16 protein-coding genes and 1 pseudogene are annotated in these 19,523 nt (G+C 40.1%); 13 read left to right on the top strand and 4 right to left on the bottom strand.

What is annotated here, in order from left to right:
* Nucleotides 1-203 precede the first annotated feature (203 nt).
* On the top strand, nucleotides 204-1,160 hold the full coding sequence (locus WA407_RS01670) for a nucleoside hydrolase (RefSeq protein ID WP_061830535.1): 957 nt from the start codon (nucleotides 204-206) through the stop codon (nucleotides 1,158-1,160).
* A gap of 141 nt (nucleotides 1,161-1,301) precedes the next feature.
* On the opposite strand, the gene WA407_RS01675 is transcribed toward WA407_RS01670, so the two are convergent.
* Nucleotides 1,302-2,522, bottom strand: coding sequence for a GAF domain-containing sensor histidine kinase (locus tag WA407_RS01675; RefSeq protein WP_336076653.1), 1,221 nt, complete (start codon nucleotides 2,520-2,522; stop codon nucleotides 1,302-1,304).
* Between the two features lie 335 nt (nucleotides 2,523-2,857).
* Here WA407_RS01675 and WA407_RS01680 point away from each other — a divergent pair, with 335 nt between their 5' ends.
* The 11 genes and pseudogenes from WA407_RS01680 (at nucleotide 2,858) to WA407_RS01730 (ending at nucleotide 15,902) form a co-directional block, all read left to right on the top strand.
* Nucleotides 2,858-3,463: a hypothetical protein gene (locus tag WA407_RS01680; RefSeq protein ID WP_235306617.1), complete on the top strand. Its 606-nt coding sequence runs from the start codon at nucleotides 2,858-2,860 to the stop codon at nucleotides 3,461-3,463.
* The gene (locus tag WA407_RS01685) at nucleotides 3,447-3,977 is read left to right on the top strand and encodes a hypothetical protein (RefSeq protein ID WP_235306616.1); all 531 of its coding nucleotides are present in this window, start codon (nucleotides 3,447-3,449) and stop codon (nucleotides 3,975-3,977) included. Before WA407_RS01680 ends, WA407_RS01685 begins: the two co-directional genes overlap by 17 nt.
* Nucleotides 3,974-4,351 carry a DUF4280 domain-containing protein gene (locus WA407_RS01690; RefSeq protein ID WP_235306615.1) on the top strand — a complete coding sequence of 126 codons (378 nt, stop codon included), beginning with the start codon at nucleotides 3,974-3,976 and terminating at the stop codon, nucleotides 4,349-4,351. Before WA407_RS01685 ends, WA407_RS01690 begins: the two co-directional genes overlap by 4 nt.
* 51 nt (nucleotides 4,352-4,402) lie before the next feature.
* Nucleotides 4,403-7,260: pseudogene (locus WA407_RS01695) on the top strand (contractile injection system protein, VgrG/Pvc8 family).
* Complete coding sequence (locus WA407_RS01700; protein ID WP_235306612.1) at nucleotides 7,257-8,696, top strand: NADase-type glycan-binding domain-containing protein; 1,440 nt, start codon at nucleotides 7,257-7,259, stop codon at nucleotides 8,694-8,696. Before WA407_RS01695 ends, WA407_RS01700 begins: the two are co-directional and overlap by 4 nt.
* A 24-nt stretch (nucleotides 8,697-8,720) precedes the next feature.
* On the top strand, nucleotides 8,721-9,911 hold the full coding sequence (locus WA407_RS01705; RefSeq protein ID WP_235306611.1) for a hypothetical protein: 1,191 nt from the start codon (nucleotides 8,721-8,723) through the stop codon (nucleotides 9,909-9,911).
* Between the two features lie 59 nt (nucleotides 9,912-9,970).
* On the top strand, nucleotides 9,971-11,125 hold the full coding sequence (locus WA407_RS01710; protein ID WP_336076654.1) for a hypothetical protein: 1,155 nt from the start codon (nucleotides 9,971-9,973) through the stop codon (nucleotides 11,123-11,125).
* A complete protein-coding gene (locus WA407_RS01715; RefSeq protein ID WP_235306608.1) occupies nucleotides 11,122-12,270 on the top strand; it encodes a hypothetical protein in 1,149 nt (382 codons plus the stop codon). The genes WA407_RS01710 and WA407_RS01715 overlap by 4 nt, the downstream gene beginning before the upstream one ends.
* An 80-nt stretch (nucleotides 12,271-12,350) precedes the next feature.
* A complete protein-coding gene (locus WA407_RS01720) occupies nucleotides 12,351-14,312 on the top strand; it encodes a DUF4163 domain-containing protein (protein WP_442952021.1) in 1,962 nt (653 codons plus the stop codon).
* Between the two features lie 21 nt (nucleotides 14,313-14,333).
* Nucleotides 14,334-15,728 (top strand): phage late control D family protein, encoded by a 1,395-nt coding sequence (locus tag WA407_RS01725; protein ID WP_235306606.1) that lies wholly within the window; start codon nucleotides 14,334-14,336, stop codon nucleotides 15,726-15,728.
* Nucleotides 15,729-15,755: 27 nt separating this feature from the next.
* Entirely contained in the window at nucleotides 15,756-15,902 is a 147-nt protein-coding gene (locus WA407_RS01730; RefSeq protein ID WP_235306605.1) for a hypothetical protein, read from the top strand.
* Between the two features lie 63 nt (nucleotides 15,903-15,965).
* Here WA407_RS01730 and WA407_RS01735 read toward each other — a convergent pair whose 3' ends face one another.
* The 3 genes from WA407_RS01735 to WA407_RS01745 form a co-directional block, all read right to left on the bottom strand.
* Nucleotides 15,966-16,313 (bottom strand): hypothetical protein, encoded by a 348-nt coding sequence (locus tag WA407_RS01735; protein WP_442952017.1) that lies wholly within the window; start codon nucleotides 16,311-16,313, stop codon nucleotides 15,966-15,968.
* A gap of 588 nt (nucleotides 16,314-16,901) precedes the next feature.
* Nucleotides 16,902-17,258 carry a hypothetical protein gene (locus tag WA407_RS01740; protein ID WP_235306604.1) on the bottom strand — a complete coding sequence of 119 codons (357 nt, stop codon included), beginning with the start codon at nucleotides 17,256-17,258 and terminating at the stop codon, nucleotides 16,902-16,904.
* A gap of 361 nt (nucleotides 17,259-17,619) precedes the next feature.
* Nucleotides 17,620-17,970, bottom strand: coding sequence for a hypothetical protein (locus WA407_RS01745; protein WP_061830507.1), 351 nt, complete (start codon nucleotides 17,968-17,970; stop codon nucleotides 17,620-17,622).
* 80 nt (nucleotides 17,971-18,050) lie between these two features.
* Here WA407_RS01745 and WA407_RS01750 point away from each other — a divergent pair, with 80 nt between their 5' ends.
* Nucleotides 18,051-19,514, top strand: a complete 1,464-nt coding sequence (locus WA407_RS01750) for a lipase family protein (protein ID WP_336076655.1) — start codon at nucleotides 18,051-18,053, stop codon at nucleotides 19,512-19,514.
* Nucleotides 19,515-19,523 lie beyond the last annotated feature (9 nt).

A 19,523-nucleotide genomic window follows, 5' to 3' on the forward strand; every position in this document is an offset into this window, starting at 1 on the left:
CTCCTTCATACGCTTCCGATTAGGACCCATGATTCTACCCTGTTATTACACACATTTCTACCTATCTTAAGCATGGAGTAAGCAAAAAATCCCTGATTCACGCACTATCCCACATTTACTCCTGTGAAGCGATCAGGCATAATGAAGGGTGGTTGCCGATAAGAAGAAGCCTGTTTTACGGGGATAAAGGAAGGAAGAGACAGATGAGTCAGACAAACGTTTATTTTAATCATGATGGTGGAGTGGATGATTTAGTATCCCTGTTTATGTTGCTTCAGATGGAGCAGGTTCATTTGACCGGAGTATCGGTGATTCCAGCAGATGGTTACCTGGAGCCTGCGACGGATGCCAGCCGTAAAATTATTGATCGTTTTGGACAAAATAAAGGGCCTGTGGAAGTCGCCAAGTCTAATTCACGCGGTAAAAATCCGTTTCCTGCCGCTTGGCGTTTACATTCCTTCTATGTGGATGCATTACCGGTACTGAATGAATCGGGGCGAATGGAAGCACCGCTTTCATCCCTGCCAGCTCATCAGCATCTGATCGAAAAGGTACGCGGAGCTGAAGGTAAGACGCTGTTGCTATTCACTGGACCGCTAACCGATCTGGCGCGGGCGCTGGATGAAGCACCGGATATTGAAGCAAAGATTGAAAAGCTGGTATGGATGGGCGGCACCTTTGAAAAAGGGAATGTGGAGGAGCCGGAGCATGACGGCACAGCAGAGTGGAATGTGTTCTGGGACCCAGAAGCGGCATATCGGGTGTGGCAAAGCGGCATCACGATTGATCTGGTAGCGCTGGAAAGCACAAGCAAAGTGCCATTAACTCCAGCAGTACGCAATCGTTGGGCTGCCGAGCGCCGATATGAAGGCGTGGATTTCTTGGGTAATTGCTATGCAGGATGTCCGCCGCTCGTCTATAGCGAAACGAACTCAACCTACTACTTGTGGGATGTACTGACCACTGCATCCGTAGGACGCCCGGACATTGTCAAGAAAAAGACGGTGCATTGCAGCGTTATCGCAGAAGGCCCGAGTCAGGGCAGAACGGTGGAACAGGCAGAGGGACGCCCTGTGAACCTGGTATACGATACAGATCCAGAAGCCTTTTTTACGTATATGGCGGATTTGGCCAAGCTGGCTGCTCCCAAACGTTACTAAGTCTGACTATGCACAAACGTGCGGCATAGGGTGATAATATTGCCTAGGGACACGTACTCATAACATAAAGCCCGTGACGTTATGCGTCACGGGCTTCTATTACATGATGTGTCCTATAATTATCACAAGCTAGTTTCTATTTCATGCTGACTCCTGATATGTTTTCAGAGTGAACTGGAGCGTTATTTCTGTCCCGCTACCAGGTTCACTGATCCCAGTCATTTTACCATTCATTCGTTTTAATAGATGTTTGGTAATCAGCCAACCCAATCCTGGATTGCCATATGAGGGAGAGTTCCCACGGTCATGCTCAAGCCACAATTTCAGTTTGTTAGGAGATATACCGATCCCAGTATCCTTCACCTTTAATTCCAGTTCAACCTCAGGTGCATCGGTCACGGATTGGGCGGTTGCAGATAAGATGACAGCTCCTGTGCTTGTAAACTTCACTGCATTATCTACCAAATTAATCAGCATACGGCGAATTTTAGCTTCATCCCCGATAAAAATAGGCGAGCTGGTGAGATTCCAGTCGAGCTTTAACTCTAGATTCCGCTGCGCGGCTACTTCTGCATACAGGCTCAACACATTTTCCATCATCGTTCTCAGATCAAATGGATCTTCAATATCATCAATCTGTCTGGATTCCATATGGCTGTAATCCAAAATATTACTCAATAACGTCATGAGCGAGCGACTGCTCGACTCCATGATGCTCATATATTGCTGTTGTTCCTCGGTTAACTCCGTCGTCAGCATGAGATCGGTGGCTCCCCATATTTCGGTCAGCGAAAACCGAATTTTATTACTCAGGGAAGATATCAAATCCAGCTTGCTCATGGAAGATATTTCAGCATCGATCTTGCCTTTCTCCAGTTCAACTACATAACCCAGAAATACGGCCATAGCCTGTAGTGCCTTCAGTTCTGATTCTGTCAAATGTACAGATGGCGCGTTCAAGATACAAATGGTTCCGTAAGCCTGACCATTTTTCATGCGAATAGGGATTCCTGTAAATGAGTGGTTTCCCATGGTTTTAGTCGCATCTAAATCACGTGTTTGTGGATGAGTAGACGTTTCCGAAATGGTGAGGTAATCCGCAGAATGGTTCAGCACCAGACTGCAATAGCTAAGCTCAAAAGGAAGCTCCTCTCCATTACGAACCAGCACCTCTTCCCGGTTAAATGAATCTACAATTACATTTGTAACCCCATCATTAGCGGCAATAAAAATGGTATTAACATGTAAAATATCACTCAACACATCAATGACATGCGCGGTAGCCTCTTGAATACTATTATAAAAACCTGTAGGTGAAGTAGTCATATGTCTCCAATCTTGATGCAAAGTGGTGGTTAACAAAACTCTAATAGTTTGTGTATCCCATTCCTAGTCCTCTGAAAGTATTGCTGGAGCGTATTATTAATTATACATGATTATTTCGTTATAAACCTGAGTCTTCTACTTCGATTTACCTATTCGCTTGCACAAACCTTCATTTTTTAGGTCTAATCCTGGCCTTTCTTGGATAATTTTTGCATATATTATTACACATTCACGAAAAAATGTGATTATTTTCATTCTGTTTTCATACATTCATATGTAATCTCATGATATGAAAATTGTGTAATAAAATAGGAGGATAGAACCAGTAATATCATGTAAATATTCTATATAATAGGTTCAGAGGTGGGATTATGAATAGACAGGAAGCCCTACAACACTTCCATAAGACCTATGCGGAAGATGTACTGAATGAGAAATTACATCAGGCAGCGTCTTTATATGAGCATAGAAAAGAGGAACTCATTTTTTCTTTTATTCAATCCTTTCAATCAATCTGCCTGCAAGCCCATTCTGCAGAAGTGGCCAAGACAAGGATCGGATACATTACTTATTCTATGAGGCGCACGTATCTGATGGATCGTAACTATAACTATGTCGTCGAAGCCTATGATAAAAATTGGTTCTTTGATCCTCAACCTTGTTATGGAATCTATGATGCAGGCTGGGCATTCAGCTTTTTAGCAGAATTGGAGGATGAATTGAATCAGCTTCGAAAACCCTATATGAATAAGATTTTTCAGCCTGATGTGGAGCGATTTGTACTCCAGGCTGCAAGGGAATTTCATCAATATATTCTGAAATTAGCGAAAGATGCTATTCAGCAGGCTGTACACTTACCTGAATTCAAGGCGTTGAAATGTGAGAATGATTTGGAAGTAAGAATAGGGGAGTATAAAGGAATCAGTGAGGTGGTGTATTCAACAGCTTATGGAGTACTACATGATTCAACAGGATAATCGTATTACGGAGTATATGTATCCAGTAGAGACAAATCGCAGGCAGTTGTTAGAATGGGCAGAAAGCCCATCATGTGCCGATGAAGAATCTATTTTACAATTTTATGTATCAGGTGATGCGGACTATATTGATTTTATAGAGCATCCGGTATCCATCGTTTCGGAACAACTAAAGGAAATCTTGGATATATATCAAGCCGGATTAAGCTGGAAGTTGGTTGTTTTTGCCGATATGCAGCGAATGCAGCAAACAAGGTATTGGCTGGCAAATCCGCCTAGCCTGATGTGTTTATCACCACGTAGTGAATATCATAGGGACGGTACACTGAAGAAAATCCTTCTAGATGAATATAAAGTAGAGAATCATAAAATATTCAAGGTTCAGGATGCCAATCATCATATCATTGTAGATCTTGATGTGGCTGAATGTATTTTGAAGTTCAATCTGGCAGGCTTGAAATTACAAAAGGTCGATACAGAGGGGCCATCTATACAAAGGAGAGTCCAAGAATGAGTGAGAGCTATGTAGTGGATGGGGCACAGATACATTGTAGCTATGGAAGTCATACGGGAAGATTTAGTGTTTCAGCTAACAGGGGGATTAGTATTGGCGACAAACTGCAAGGGAATATTCAGGATTTTCACCCGCAGACGCATATCCCTTCTTTCGGAAAGTGCCGTAGTCTGTATAATCCTGCAGTCTCTTCTGCTAACAAAGGAAATTCCGGAAAAATCATTCCGCAGCCCTGCAAACCGAGCGTTTCTATGCCTTGGTTGAATGGAAAAAAGGATGTATACGTAGATCAATCTCCGGCTCTGATGAGCTGCTCCACGAACTTATGCATGTGGTGCGGCAAAATTTCATTCACGACAGATGGGCAGGAATAGCTAACAGATTGTAGGAATTGCATCATATGAAAAGCAAACGGGGGGAGTAAGATGGGACTGGCAGGAACTATGCTGACTTATGGAAATATTAGAGTGAATGCACCGTATGAAATTATCCGGCTACTTGATTTTGAATTGACACAGAAGATAAATGAGCACGGCAAGGTGTACATTACTGCTCTCATACCGGATGAGGACCATGCGAAGTATGACGGTTTAGCGCATGATGAGGATGTGCTAGAGGTATATGAGGTGGATGAAGACCGAGGGACAGTTAGCATTTTTAAAGGAATCGTCACCAATATTAGCATTGGATTCAAAAATGGTGTATATCACATGTACCTTGAGGCTGCGTCTTTTACATATTTATTGGATCAACAACGGAAAAACCGTTCGTTTCAAAACAGCAACTTGACGTATTATCAATTATTTCGGGAACTTATAGATGCTTATCCACATGGGGATTTTATTGACCTGACGGACAGCAATCAAAAGTTAGATGGCTTTACTATTCAGTATAGGGAGAGTGACTGGGAGTTTCTAAAAAGAATGGCCTCTCATCTACAAACTGGACTGATTGCCGAGATCACATCCGTATTCCCGAGACTATGGTTAGGTACCTCGAAAGAACAGGTGAAAGGTGAACTACGCAGCATTAACTTTTCCCTCCAAAAAACAAAGTCAGGTCCCCAGTATACATATGCTGAAGTGGAGGATACGAAGCGTTTTGAACTTGGAGATGTCGTCGTGTTTCAACGAAAGCATTGGGTTATTGATCAGATTCATGCAGAGATGAAGCAAGGCATTATGACATATGGCTACGTTCTCGTTCCGGGAGCAGGCATTCCGAGGGAGGTTATACATAACCCGTTAATCAAAGGTACCTCTATTGAAGGGAAAGTTATTGATTTAAATAGTGAAAACGAATCCGTTAAACTTCACTTGTCCGTGGATTCTATGCAGTCCAAAGTTGAGGGTTGCTGGTTTTCATACCCCACCATGTATACCGGAGATGGAATTGGTTGGCATTGCATGCCTGAGCTAGGGATCATGTCCATTTGTATTTTCCATCTAACAAAGAAAAGGAAGCTCGTGTAGTCCAATCTCTGCGTAAGAGAGACTACAAAGGAGATGAAATCAGCAAGCCGTCAAGAAAGCTATTTCATACCAAAACTCAAAAAGTGGCGAGATTCGACGACAAAGAAGTGGCACTTTCCACTCAAAAAGAAAAGATACTTGTGCGCTTGAATCCAGCTTCCGGTATTCACGTCTATAGTCATCACGATCTTACATTTCACGCCGATACAGACCTGGTGCTGCATGGCAAAAAGGTACAAATGACCGCTACTCGCGAAATATCTCTGACGTGCAAAAGCAGCTATATCCGAACCGATGGAACGCTTCATATCAAGGCTAGTAAGCTCATGAAAAATCAGGTGCCTGATGCAGAGCTGAAAGCCTATAAATCCCTAGTTCAAGAATTGAAAGGGAAGGGATATCCGCAATGGGTACAGGACTTGCTGCTTCAATATAAAACGGACTACTACAAGGCCGTGGCAGCCGGGGACAAAAAGGGGGCCAAGGAAGCAGCAGCCAAGGCCAAGCAATTGCGTCAGCAGGTGGCAGAAATAGATCGTATGCCTGCCTGGGCCAGAGCGCAAATGCATGAATACACGTCCCAGTGGTGGGAAGCGCATGGAGCCAACGACAAAGCCAAGCAAAAACAGATGCATCTTCTCGCGAACCAGCTGCGTGACAATGTGCTAATCAACGAGCTGATTCGTGGGCATTCAGCCAAATCCTATCTGGATGCGAATCGGCTGGAGGAGCTGTCCGGGCAATATTCAGATGCAGCCCATAAGCTGACCGTTGCTGATCAAAAGGCTATTGCTAAGGAAGCGGCTGCTCTGCGTAGTAAGTATGGTGTGAACAGCCTGCTTGCCAGAGATAATTTGAACAAGCTTGCCCAGAAGTATCCAGACAGCTTCTCGTACAAGCTACCAACTACAGGCGATTGGGATCAGGAGCTTAACGCCGCACTGCATGATTTTGCGAAAAAATACGGCTTGGAAAATAAGGGTTATGGTCGTGATGTGCTGGCCGTATACCTGCATCAAGTAGCCAATGGTATTCTTTCATGGCCTAAAGTTAATAAGGCTGCAGCACCAACATTTCCAGCAACGACAACAACAACGAAAACGGAGCCGGGCAAGAAGCCGCCGACTACTTCTGAAAAGCCGTCGAAGGAGGAACCAAAGCCATTAGATCCTGAGAATTATAAAGATGGATTGGTAGCGGTGAAAAAGATTGAAAGCTATATAAGTAGTAAGGGTATAAAAGGTAATCAGGCTCGAGCTCTGTACAGAATAAACGATTACACGAATAACAGCATTGTTCAAAAGAAACTGTCATCGAACCGTAAGGCACCCCTTGTGTTTTTCTTTGAAGGAGACGGTTCTTATAGTCACAAACAACTCGATCATCCAGAAGGTCGGTATGGAGCGATGGCTATTGTGGTGATAGACGGCGAGATTAAGTACACAAGTAAAAATGCTAGTACGCTTCCAGATTACGAGAGCAAGGATAAAACTGTTAAAGATGGAGTTTATGAATTTCTAGGGGGAAGACATCGGCATACTTATCCTGCTTTGCGTATTCGAAATGGTGGAATAGTTCCTGCTACCAAGGGAAGTCAAAAAAAGGATTGTACTGCAGATGGAATAAATATACACAAAGGCAACAATAACGATACTGTAGGTAGAGCGACTTCGACAGGTTGTATTACAGTCCATAAAGATGAGTATGTAAGATTTCTTATTTCAGTAGGTGTGATAGAGGACTCATTGGGAAATCATCCTAATGATATAAAAGGACTAGCTATTCTTGATCGGAAGGATAGATCAAAGTGAAGATTATTAGAAACATATTAATAATTATTTTTTTAATCGTGTTAGTAGCGTGTAATGCTTTTGCCAAAGACCCTACTGCCTTTTCTTCGAAAACGGTGGATGTGGCCTCAGAAGTGGTGAAATCATCTGATAAAACGGAGCTTGCTAAAGAGAATAGAAAGAAAGAATGGGCTTTAACGATAGAAGAAGGCAAAGAAGATCCAGCAGCATTTTTAGTTCAGTTGGAAGGTGCAAAAGTTGAACGGTTCTTAAATGCCGAGAAACTGATTAGTCTCCTACAGTCGAAGGAGGATAAAGAGAAATATCGAGATTCCTATATAAGTGTAGGGAGAATCACAGATGATGGGAATCAAATCGCATTCGTATTAGATTTATTTAAAGAAGCAAGATTAATAATACAAATTTATGATTTAGATTCCGGTAACAAAGCAAATGAATTTGAGTTGCCTTATAACCACCCAGTAATTTCTTCTGATTTAACTAAGTATTTATATGAGAAAAAAGATAAAGCGTATATATATGACACGTTAACTGATCAATCAACAGCTATTCGATTAGATGGAAGTTCTATAGATGTAGATGACATTAATCAAGGACGATTTTCTCCAGACAGTACCCAGTTCTGTTTTACTGACACCCAGCAGAATATTGTTATATTTGATGTATCAAAATATAGAATCATTAAGAAAATCCATATAGATTCTGGTATGGCGATAGTTAACCAATGGGTTCAGAAAGATAAAATAATCTATTCCCTTGATTCTATGTCAGTAACTAAAACGTACCTGTTAAATGTAAGTAATGGAGAGGAGCGCCTTTTAGGCAAAGGGATGGAACGACCTTTAATGTCTCGTGATGGGTCGAAGTTATGGTTTGAAAAGTTAGACTCACCGTCCAATTATAAACTGAATATAAATACAGGCTTCGAAAGTAAAGCTGCACCCATCACTACAATTGATGGAAGTATGGCAACACCTGTGCAGTGGTTTTATACCGCTAATGACTTTTCTAAATATGAAAGTGAAATAAAAGTGCATCAAATCAAGGCTTCATCCACTCTATCAAGTGAAGGTAGCCAGTCTTATGATGCCAAAAATCTGGTGGATGAGAATAAAGCTACTGCATGGTGTGAAGGCGTGAAGGGCAACGGGGAAGGAGAAACAATAGTATTAGATCTTGGCTCTTTACACAAGGTAAATGGCATCCAAATTATTAATGGATATGCTAAGTCTGAAAAAAGTTATCGGGAAAACAATCGAGTTCAGAAACTAAAGTTGCAATTCTCAGACGGCTCCTCTCTGGTATTGAATGAATTTAACGCACGCAAAAATTTTAAAAAGCCCATATATACCTCATTTATTAAACTTATTATTTTATCGGTTGAACGTGGAACGAAATATCAGGATACATGTATATCTGATCTAAGACTTTTCTAGCATTCTTAAAAAAGGAGATAGGCTATGAAGTGGAAAGAACCAACGTTTGGTGCAACACCTATGTTGAAAACTTTAACAATTGCTAATGCACACAGGAAAGCAAAGGCTTTTGATCTTGCAGCAGAACAAAAGAAACAAAAACTAAATTATCCCGACTGGGCCCAGACCTGGATGCGTAAATACAAAGAAGATTGGTATATTGCTCAAGTCAATGGTGACGAGGTTGGTATGCGTAAAGCGCAAAAGCTGGCAGAAGGACTTCGTAGCAAGCTCCGCGAAATGGCGACGATGCCTAAGTGGGCACAGGAGCAGATGCAAAAAGAAACCGTTCGTTGGATGACTGCGGAGGCAAGTGGAGATATCAGGGAAAAGCTGGCTGCCGAGAAGGCGGGACGAGCTATACGCGAGAAGCTAGGTCTGATTGATACGAGTACTAAAGCACCACCAGAAGTACCCGTTACCACCGAATCGAAAGATGAAGCTACAAAAACGAACGTAAAGACTCCGGCTGGAAAATGGATACCTGCTGAATTCCAGTATAACGGTAGTTCTGAAGCTGAAAAAACATTCAAAAGGCGCTCATTAAATTTCACCAAAATGAAATGGAATCAGGAAAAGTTGCATGGTTTGTGGGAAGCTACAAAGAAGATACAAGAAACATATGATATTCAGATTGATCCCCGTTTTTTGTTAGCAATTATTATTCAAGAAGGAACTGGCAGTTTTAACACTAGTAGTACAAATAGGGCGGCCGATGGTGAGCATGGTGCTGAAACTAATTATGCTAAAGATTTGATGAAAGCCAATAGCTTAATATTTGGAAAAATATTGGGCTATATATATTATGGTCAGGGATTTAGGCAAGCAGTAGTAAAAAACAATAAATTGAGTGGTATTACAGGCAAAGGAGACGTTTTTCAATACTGTAATTGGTTCACGCCGATTCTTAGAATGAAATCTAAGCGAGTTGAATGTGGTATATACGCTAGCGATAACCGTTGGGGTGAGAATGTGCGGAAAATATACAATACCTTTAGTGGGAATGAAGCTTCTAACTATGAACAATACCTGTTGAGTCTTGATAAAAGTGTAACTCAGAAAATTGCTGCATCCGAGGGTATTAAGCTTCCTAATTTTAAATTTAAACCTACCCAAAATGGTAACGATAGCAGAAAAAATGATACGAGTGAGTGGAGTATCGTCGGTGAAAGATAAATCACAATTCGAAATGAGGAAAAGAAGTGTACAAACCAAGTTACGGTTATTTCATTATAATGCTTATAATGATTTTTGGAGTAACTGCGTGCGGTTCCACAGATATCAATAATTATAAAAGTGAGAAAACAGTTAGCGTCAAAGACCAGAGCACAGGGAACTATCGAGGTGAAAAAGTCGAAAAAGCCCAGAATATTGCATCTGCCGATCCGGAGTCCCTTCAGGACGACGACTTTGAAGTCTCATATCGATCACATAAGATTGATAAGAATACGGATATTAAAGAACTTATCCATAAGTGGGGTTACAGTGAAGGATTTGAAGCTAACAACAGGGGATATGTTAGTGGGAATGGGACCTATAGAAGATGGAGTCTGTCCTATCCTAACTATGAAGATCCAGAAATTGATTTTGTAGTCTTATCTAAAATTGAACTTGAAGGGGAGGAGCTAGTTGATGGTGAAAGTTATCTAGTAGCCGTGAGCTTGGAAAATCCCAAGTTTAAAACCAAAAGAGGATTGAAGATTGGTGATACCCTTGGTAAAGTGCTACAACTTTACGGTCAACCAAGTATCATAACAAATAGAAGTCTGGTTTACTCCAAAAATGGCCTACATTTGAATATTTATTGGGATACTAAAACAGAGAAAGTAGATAATATTTTTATCGAATATAACATGGAGAAATCCGTGGAGCAGCAACGTAGTGCTGATTATGTAGAAGAAGATGCTCAGCCCGATCCTGATCTGGAACCATATACTATCCAAAAAGAACAATCGTTTACCACCACTCTTAATGGAAGGGGGGAAGTAAAGTTTATATCCACATTGAAAGATGAGGGTACGAATGATCTGATACAAGCAAAGTTTTTTTTGGAAGTTAACAGCCAAAAGTATGGGGATAATAAGATTTTATACGAATTCCCCGAATTTTATGGTAACAACGGTAGGATGATTGACAGGATTAAAGCAGTAAGCTTTAAGGATTTAAATCATGACGGGCGTACGGACATTGTCATAATTGCAGATTATATCACAGGGGTAAATGCGCACGGAATAGAAACGCGCCCTATCGCGGGGATTTTCTTTCAGAAAAAGGACAATACGTACACTACCCTATCTGAATTGGATAAGAATATCAATCAAACAGGCCACAATCGAACACTTCAAAATATCATTCAATACGTAAGCAAACAACGTATAAACGTGCAATGAACAATGTGAGAGAGGAGTTTTTTGAAATCAACTTTATAAAACAAAATAGAATATTATCTTTAATATTGTTATTTAGCCTGCTATTGAATGGATGTTCGGAAAAATCTACGAATGAGAAGCAGCAGGCAGTTGATCCCATCAAACCTAGCACTCAAGTGGTAGAGCAAAAAGCTGTGACTGAACCAGAGCCTGCTGCTCAAGAACTAGATCAAAATAGCAATATTGTTGCTCCAATAAATAAAATAAGTAGTGCTCGCGCTACAGATTCTGACACATTAGATCAGTTTATAAAGAAAATTCAACCCAAGGATGAGCACCTTCAGAAAATATTGAAAGCAGATTTGGACCTTGATGGAAAGATGGAATACGTACTCGCATTTGGATTAGAAAAAGAGGAAAATGACAACATATTTGTAGTCCGTGAGGATGCTGGCTATCATATCATTGGTAAATTAGAGGACCCAGTTATGGTTGCGCATCTTAATACAGACATAAAAATTATGGAATTAGATCAAACAGAACAAAAATTTATCGTAGTATATTCAACTAGCGAAGTGAATGAGGCAGAAGGCTTCTCTATATTTGCTTTGGACCATAACCAAATTAATAACCTTAATTACAGTTATCCAGAAGCAACAGGGCAAGGGAGCAGGAAGCTAGAGGACATTAATAAAGATGGTGTTTTTGAGGATGTGAGTTACTACCGTTTTCAGGATACTCAACAACATACGATAATGACTTATCAAAAATTCGACAATACCGGACCAGAAAAAACAAAAGTACTATATGAGAATGAAACTAAAAAATTTGCATACCCCATGGTTCCTAAAGATATTATTCAAAATTATTTGGAAGATCATTATCTTATGAATCGCTTCTTGATACACTTGCCCGAAATGGAGGAATTCACTGCTTTGTCAGCAAGTCTAAAAAATAATTTTGAAGATATTATAGATTTTTCCGCTATGGACTATACGGGATTAGATCTAAATATAAAAGAGATTGCTAATAAGGCTAATCAGCGGGCGTTTTTGGTAAAGAGTAACTCAGAAGAAGAGGAATCAAACCAAGGACTTGTATTTACGTTAGAAAAGCAGTCAGACAAGTGGAAGATTATGAGTATAGAGATGAACGATAAATTGTAGAGAGTGTGATATCCAGCGTGAGTCTCTTGAGGCATGGGCGAATTTGTTACGTGCTGTTATTACTAATTTCCTATTTAGTAATGAACGGATGTACGAAGGGAAATGATTCTTCAAAAGCAGCAACAAATCATACGTGTTCTCTCCAAAATGAAGCCAAAACGATTTCCTATTCTAAAAAGTTGGATACGTTGCTAGAGACACTTCATATAATTAACGATGAGAATATGAATTCTGATGTCAGACAAAACAAGCTACAGGACTTCACACAGGATCTTAATTTGTTGCTAAATGAACCAGAAAGTGTAGAGATGAAGGACGGAGAATTTGCAGAAAAGTTTGATAACAAACTTACTGTGATAACACAATCGTTCCAGTTAAAAAGTGGACGGCTAAACGTTAGAGTTGTAAATTACAGAGCACCTACGACGCTGACAGGCACAATCGGAGATAAATACACATTTATTCAGTGGTGGAGTACGAAGCAGCTTGTACACGCTCAGATGCTTGAGGATGGCGGGGCAGAATTAACTACAGATTTTGTGGTTCGAGATTCAGAGCACGGTATACAGTTGTGGTTAGGGGGGCATGTCTCCATTTATCATCCATACCCCGTATTTGTTGATTTGTGGAAGTTGTCTGGACAAAAATGGACGCAGAAAAGCATAGATGTAGGTAAGATGAAGCTCCCGAATTCGTGGGAATTAACCAAGGATGTGGATGAGCTTATTTTAGAAAATCGACAACATGATAGCATGAGTATCGAAGTATTAGACCACGGCGATGGTTTCTTAATAAGCAGTGATGATTCTGAACAGAACATTATCATTGAGTTCTCAAAAAGTGGAGAAGTTCGTATTGATTCTGAATATAGTATGGCCTCAAATACTCATAGTGAACGGCAAAGTTATGAACTCATTCAAGAGGAATATTCAAAAAATGGGATCGTGATTAAATACCCTCAAATTATAAAACTCAAGGATATTGCAAAGCAGAAATCTTTAAACCAAATTCTTAAGACTGATGCTTTAGAAGGATTACAAAACTATGCGGATTCCAATGCTGGAGTCCATGTCGAAATTGATTATGAGATCAAACGACAAAGTGAACGATTCTTGAGTGTTCAATATACGGGTATTCATTATGTGAAGGACGCAGCCTATCCTACTCATATGTTTTATACGACGAACCTGGATATGAAGCAGGTTTTAAGAATAAGGTTGAGAGATTTGGTAAAGGTCGAGAAACCTTTTATTGAGCTTATAAAAAGCAGGAAGATTACAGCTGTTCAGCCAGAGCAACAAGGATTAATTGGTGATTTCACAAAAGATGATTTGATTCAATTGTTAACAAATGCGGATGTAACCAAAGGTTCGCTTGCGGAAGTAGAAATGGAATCGTTTAGTTATTTCACAAATGATTCATTGGGGATGAGTGTACCTATGGCACATGTAGTAGGGGACCATGCGGAGTATGAAATTCGTTTTGCACAAATTCCAGAGAATATTAGGCAAAATGAGGAACTATGGAGTGAGTTAAGTTCCGTTGAGGATCAGTCTGTTTCCACAGTTGGCGGTGAAAAGTTGAATACTGACCAATATGAAATTGAAGAGTCGCAGTCTTTTCAAACTACTTTCGAAGGCTTTGGGAAAGTACGGTTTGTATCGACATATGGGTATACGGAAGGTTTTCGTAAATTCTTTTTCTTCCTATTGGATGACCAAGGACATATTCTGTATCCATTCCCGGATTTCTACGGGAACCGTGAGTGGGTTGCACGTTACGGAGGAGTAGAAGCAGTGGCCTTCAAGGATGTCAATAAGGATGGATTGAAGGATGTTATCATCATTGCCGATGTTGACAACGGGATTCATGGACCTGGTAGAGTTGACCAATTCCCTATAGCAGACATATATTTTCAAAAGAAAAATAAAACCTTTACCACGCTCTCTGCATTAGATGAGGCTCTTAACGATCAGGGGCATAATCAAACCATTAAAGCTGTCATTCAATACGTAAGCAAACAACGGATAAACGTAAACTAACCGACATAGAGGAGCGGTAACATGGGATATCCAATCATCAAGTATAATGGAACAGTTTTATCTCTTAAAAATCCAAAAGTTAAAGTTGTACAGAAAATGAATGAGCATGTGAAGGTCTTTTTGACAGGTGTGTTAACGGGTGCTCAAATGGAAGAATATACAGATCATATGGAAGCAGGGGCGAAGTTAGTTGTTTCTTATATGAATGACGATCATAACCAGAGTGTGCTATTTCGAGGGCCAGTCACGCAGTTCAGAATCAAGATGGTATCCAATGTAGCTCATTTGGTTGTCGAAGCTCTATCTTATACATGCCAGATGGATGAAATACCTCATAGACAATCCTTTCAAAATGTGAAGATGAAGGTGCAGGCATTGCTTGAACATGTACTCAAATCATATCCCAAAGCGAATTGTACGAGCCGCTTAAAAGATCAGCTTCTACAGGAATTTACGATGCAATTCGACGAAACGGACTGGTCATTTCTAAAACGTATAGCGTCTCGGCTTGGTTGGGGACTAATACCTGATCCGATTGGTGAAAAACCTCAGTTTTATTTTGGATTACCGGATGGTGTCAATCAAGGTGAGCTCAAACAGTATAACTACTCGATGACCAGAAAAACCAAGCCAGGGGCCAGCAAGGAAGACAACCTTTTGTATTACAAAATACAAACGACAGGGGCCAAAGATGTTCTGCTGCATATTGGCGCAGAGGTCAAATTCAAAGGGAAAACCTTATACGTCCTGCAGTCTGTTGCGTTTATACGCCATAGTGTCTTGTGGCATGAATATGTGCTGACCACATCGGATGGAATGAAACAGGATTTGATTGTAAATGAGAGTATTCGTGGCATCTCGTTAAAATCGAAGGTTATTGGAATCGAGCAGGACCATGTGAATGTTTTCTTTTATGAAATGGACAAGGTCAAGCCTAACGTCAAGGAAACCTGCGCTTTTCCAACGGCTACATTTTATACATCGGAAGGGAATACGGGATGGTACTGCATGCCGGAGCTGTTTGACTTTGTAGATATCTACTTTCCAACCGCTAAAGAAAAAGACGCCATTGTAACTCACTCGATCCGCAAAAGATCCAAAGGGGGCGACTTTATTAAGGACCCATCGACGAAGATCTTTATGACCAAGTACCGCAAAGCCATTATATTTGAGAAAAATGAAATTTTAATCACGGGGAATGACGATGAAGTGGTGATTCGACTGCTGGATGACCATGGAATTGAACTGCGGAGTAAAAAGGACATACGTGTTAAGGCTGATGGAAACTTAGTATTCAATGCGGGTAACACAATACAAGTCACCGCGAAAGATACCATCGGGTTAAAATGTAAAACGAGTTTGGTAGAAATGGATGGTAACATTAAAATGACTGGAGAAAAGATAAAGACGCAATAACTAATCCATCGTGAGAGGGTAAAGAATATGGCTAAAGTAACTACAGGAGCAATCGTGAATGAGAAACCGCCTACCCAAGAGGATATGATTCAAGAATGGAAACGTAAAATAAGCAAAGGCGAATATCCCTTTATTCATGTAACTAAGCATAGCACCCAAAGTGAAGAGCACTAAATATGTTTAGCAACGAGTGGAAAAGGCTCCTAAGGAGCCTTTTCTGCATTATGGTTCAATATTCTAATTCTTTTTGGGATTCCGACTATCAATGAACCAACCGGGTCCACTCACATCTATGATTTCCTTTTTCTTATAGTCATAGGTGATGGAGACTGTTTGACCCTCATGTCCCTTTATATAACCATAAAGAAAAACCGTAGAGTGAACATAAGGGCCATTGATTACATAATCTTTCAATATGAAGTCTGCGCTATAGTATTGTTTAATATATTCTTTCCCAAGAGGAAGAGCGACAGTTTGGACAAGTTCTTTTTTTTCTGCACTTGATGTGTACTGCATGTAATAGAAGACTCCTACCAGAATGACAAGTAATATAAAGGCAAAAAGCCATAATTGTTTCTTCTTCAAGTTGAATTATTCTCCTTAGAATGGGGAGTGAATATGCTACACGCTTTCTTAGGAATAAGGAGCATTCTTATCTATAACCTTACTATCAATAAACCAATCGGGTCCCGTAACATTGACGATTTCTTTTGAGTCCAAGTCATAGGATATCCTAGCTTAAGTCTGTATCGTTTCCTTTTATATAGCCGTAAAGATGTACTCTTGCAAAGACACTGTTTTCTTCAATATTGTAATTTTTTAATACGAAATCCGTATTATAGTGAGTTTTAATATATTTGATACTGACAGTAGTAGCAGACTCCACTATCTCTTCCTCTTGAGCGGTAGAAAAACCACAACCGCCTAGAATAGTTAATATTATGATGAGAACTGTGCAACATTTAAGGATTGTGTTCATTTACGCAACATTCCCCTAACATGCTATTTATAATTTAATGTGAACTACAACCAGAATGCAGTGAACAATGACTTGGTTCTTATTTTTGTTGCAAATATCTCTCAGTAACAGGAAGTATTATAATGATACTATTTCCTCATATTTAGGAAAAAATCATCTGTAATGGGACTAATTATTTGAATACAGACTTGATTTTAGAATGGCGGAACAATCTTATTAGGATTCCTACTGTCGATGAACCAATCCGGTCCAGTCACGTAGAGCACCTCTTTTTTCTTATAGTCGTAATTTATTGAGATTATCTGGCCTTCATGTCCTTTTATGTAGCCACGGAGATATACGGTAGAGTTAACGTAACTACCAATAAAGTCGTTATTTTGGTATATAAATTCAGCATTATAGTATTTCCTAATATAGTCTTGCCCGATAGGTATGCCGGATTGGACGTACTCTTCTTTTTGTACATCCTCCGTATATTGCATGTAATAAAAGATTCCTACAAGGATTGAAACTACTATAAAGATGCTTCCCCAATCCTTTTTCTTCTTCAAGTTGAATTCTTCTCCTTAGTATCTCCTGACTATAAACTCATAACATTATTGCTTTTTATAATAATAGTAGGATAGCTCATTTATTTAATAAAAGGATTAGCTCGGTACAACGTTTAAAAATTGTGTTCATATACGCAAATCTCTTCTAACATACAGTTACAAAGTCCTAATCGTTATTAAGTATGAACCGCGACCAGAAATGCAGTAACCAACGACTTTATACTTATTTTTACTTTCAACTATACCCCAAGTAAATAGGAAGTATTATAATGATTTTACTTCCTTAGATTGGAAAAATGTATTTCCTTATAGAGATTGATCACGGGCGCTTTTTTTTGTGTAATTATTTTAATTTTCAAAATTAGGGATTATTCTTTTTGGGATTCCGACTATCGATGAACCAACCGGGTCCACTCACATCTATGATTTCCTTTTTTTTATAGTCATAGGTGATGGAGACTGTTTGACCCTCATGTCCCTTTATATATCCATAAAGAAAAACCGTAGAGTGAACATAAGGGCCATTGAATTCATAATCTTTCAATATGAAGTCTGCGCTATAGTATTGTTTAATATATTCTTTCCCAAGAGGTAGAGCGACAGTTTGGACAAGTTCTTTTTTTTCTGCATTTGATGTGTACTGTATGTAATAGAAAACTCCTACAAGGATGGAAACCAGGATAAGGGTATAAACCCCGATTTTCTTTTTCATATTATGTTTCTCCTTTTTTGGTAGTAATAGCTTTTTATAACTTTATAATATATAGGTCAATTAAACAAGGTGGGGAAAAGGTGCAATATATCACAGATGAGACTTATTGGCACATAGCAGAAAGAGTATATTTGCGAAGTAATGATGTAAAGGCTTATGAGAGTGAAAGCATACCTGGTTGGAAAGCTGTTAAGTTGGACGAGAAACTATTACATGACACGAATGGTTCTGGATTTGATGCGACCGTTTTTCAGAATGAGAATAGCAATCAGGTGATTATAGGGTATAGGGGAACTGAACCAGGAGGAAGACCAATATGGAGTAGAGCGATGGACATAGGAACGGATATTAGCGATGTCGTGGGCGGACGAGCAAAAAATTTAAATCAACTTCACGATTATTATGTAAATAATCAAGAAGAGATAAAAAATTCCCCCCCACAGGTACAAAGTTCATTTCATCAGTATGAGGCCCAGTATCAGGATAATCAATTTACAAAAGCTCAAACACTGTACGACGAAGTGAAGAAGAAGTATCCCGCTGCCGAAATATCTACGACAGGTCATTCTTTAGGCGGTGCAGAAGCAGAATATGTTGCAGTGAAGAATGGTTTATCATCTGTGAGTTTTGCTGCTCCGAGCATTGTACATTTATTGCCTGAAGATCTTCAAAAGAGGGTAAAAGCAGGAGAATTCAAGAAGACTAATGTGGCTTTTGCCCATCCCGGAGATAGCGTTGGTGGGGGAGCCACTAAGGCTAACCAACATGTGGGGGAAACGTATCATATTGGGAGTGATTATAAGACTGCCAATGTAGCCAAGTTTACTATTCCTGTTTCAATTCCCTTGGAAAGAAAAACCGAATTGGAAAGACTTTTTCTTGGCCCCAAGTGGACTCCTATTGTTTATGTTCCGATTACATTGCCTATGATACAGCAAGATGCATTCACCAAATTCTATAATTCTGTATTAGGTGGAGAGCACACTCATAGCATGGAAAAATTTACATTTGATGAAAATGGCAATATCAGCAATCCACTGTACACCATGGACGGTCAATTGGTGGAAGGCAATCCACGGGTGCAGGCATACGAGCAGATGCTGGCCGCGCGAGCAGAGCTCAAGGAAGTCATGGGCGATCTGGTTGAACGCTATGGTGGACAAATGGGGGCCTTCGGGCAGTTTGCTGCTAATGCACTGGGAGTGAATATCCTGGGAGTAGGACAACAGAATGGTCGCTTCAATGGCGGTGCATATTTTGTGGGCAACAAGAATGCAGGCACAATTCAATTAACACCTGAGGAGCTAAAGCATGCGGTTAACCAGATGCGTTCCAGCCTGCATGGATTTTCTAGCGATACCCGAGCATCCATCCAGTTATTTCAGGCTCATATCGGGACAAGTGAAAGTCAGTCTTTGACCCCGCTTGCGCATAGTGCTACGGCGACACTGGATCGGATTAATCGCTGGTATCAGGAATCGATTACAGAGATAGCAGAGTATATAGATCGCAAGGGCCAGGAATTTACGATGGTGGATCAATAAAAAGAGCAG

It is taken from the genome of Paenibacillus sp. 203, assembly GCF_037027525.1.
GTDB lineage: Bacteria > Bacillota > Bacilli > Paenibacillales > Paenibacillaceae > Paenibacillus > Paenibacillus polymyxa_B.

Excerpts from the sequence above, each read along its gene's own strand:
- WA407_RS01670 (WP_061830535.1), top strand. The coding sequence starts at position 204 with ATGAGTCAGACAAACGTTTATTTTAATCATGATGGTGGAGTGGATGAT.
- WA407_RS01680 (WP_235306617.1), top strand. The coding sequence starts at position 2,858 with ATGAATAGACAGGAAGCCCTACAACACTTCCATAAGACCTATGCGGAA.
- WA407_RS01685 (WP_235306616.1), top strand. The coding sequence starts at position 3,447 with ATGATTCAACAGGATAATCGTATTACGGAGTATATGTATCCAGTAGAG.
- WA407_RS01690 (WP_235306615.1), top strand. The coding sequence starts at position 3,974 with ATGAGTGAGAGCTATGTAGTGGATGGGGCACAGATACATTGTAGCTAT.
- WA407_RS01705 (WP_235306611.1), top strand. The coding sequence starts at position 8,721 with ATGAAGTGGAAAGAACCAACGTTTGGTGCAACACCTATGTTGAAAACT.
- WA407_RS01710 (WP_336076654.1), top strand. The coding sequence starts at position 9,971 with ATGCTTATAATGATTTTTGGAGTAACTGCGTGCGGTTCCACAGATATC.
- WA407_RS01715 (WP_235306608.1), top strand. The coding sequence starts at position 11,122 with ATGAACAATGTGAGAGAGGAGTTTTTTGAAATCAACTTTATAAAACAA.
- WA407_RS01720 (WP_442952021.1), top strand. The coding sequence starts at position 12,351 with ATGAACGGATGTACGAAGGGAAATGATTCTTCAAAAGCAGCAACAAAT.
- WA407_RS01725 (WP_235306606.1), top strand. The coding sequence starts at position 14,334 with ATGGGATATCCAATCATCAAGTATAATGGAACAGTTTTATCTCTTAAA.
- WA407_RS01730 (WP_235306605.1), top strand. The coding sequence starts at position 15,756 with ATGGCTAAAGTAACTACAGGAGCAATCGTGAATGAGAAACCGCCTACC.
- WA407_RS01745 (WP_061830507.1), bottom strand. The coding sequence starts at position 17,970 with ATGAAAAAGAAAATCGGGGTTTATACCCTTATCCTGGTTTCCATCCTT.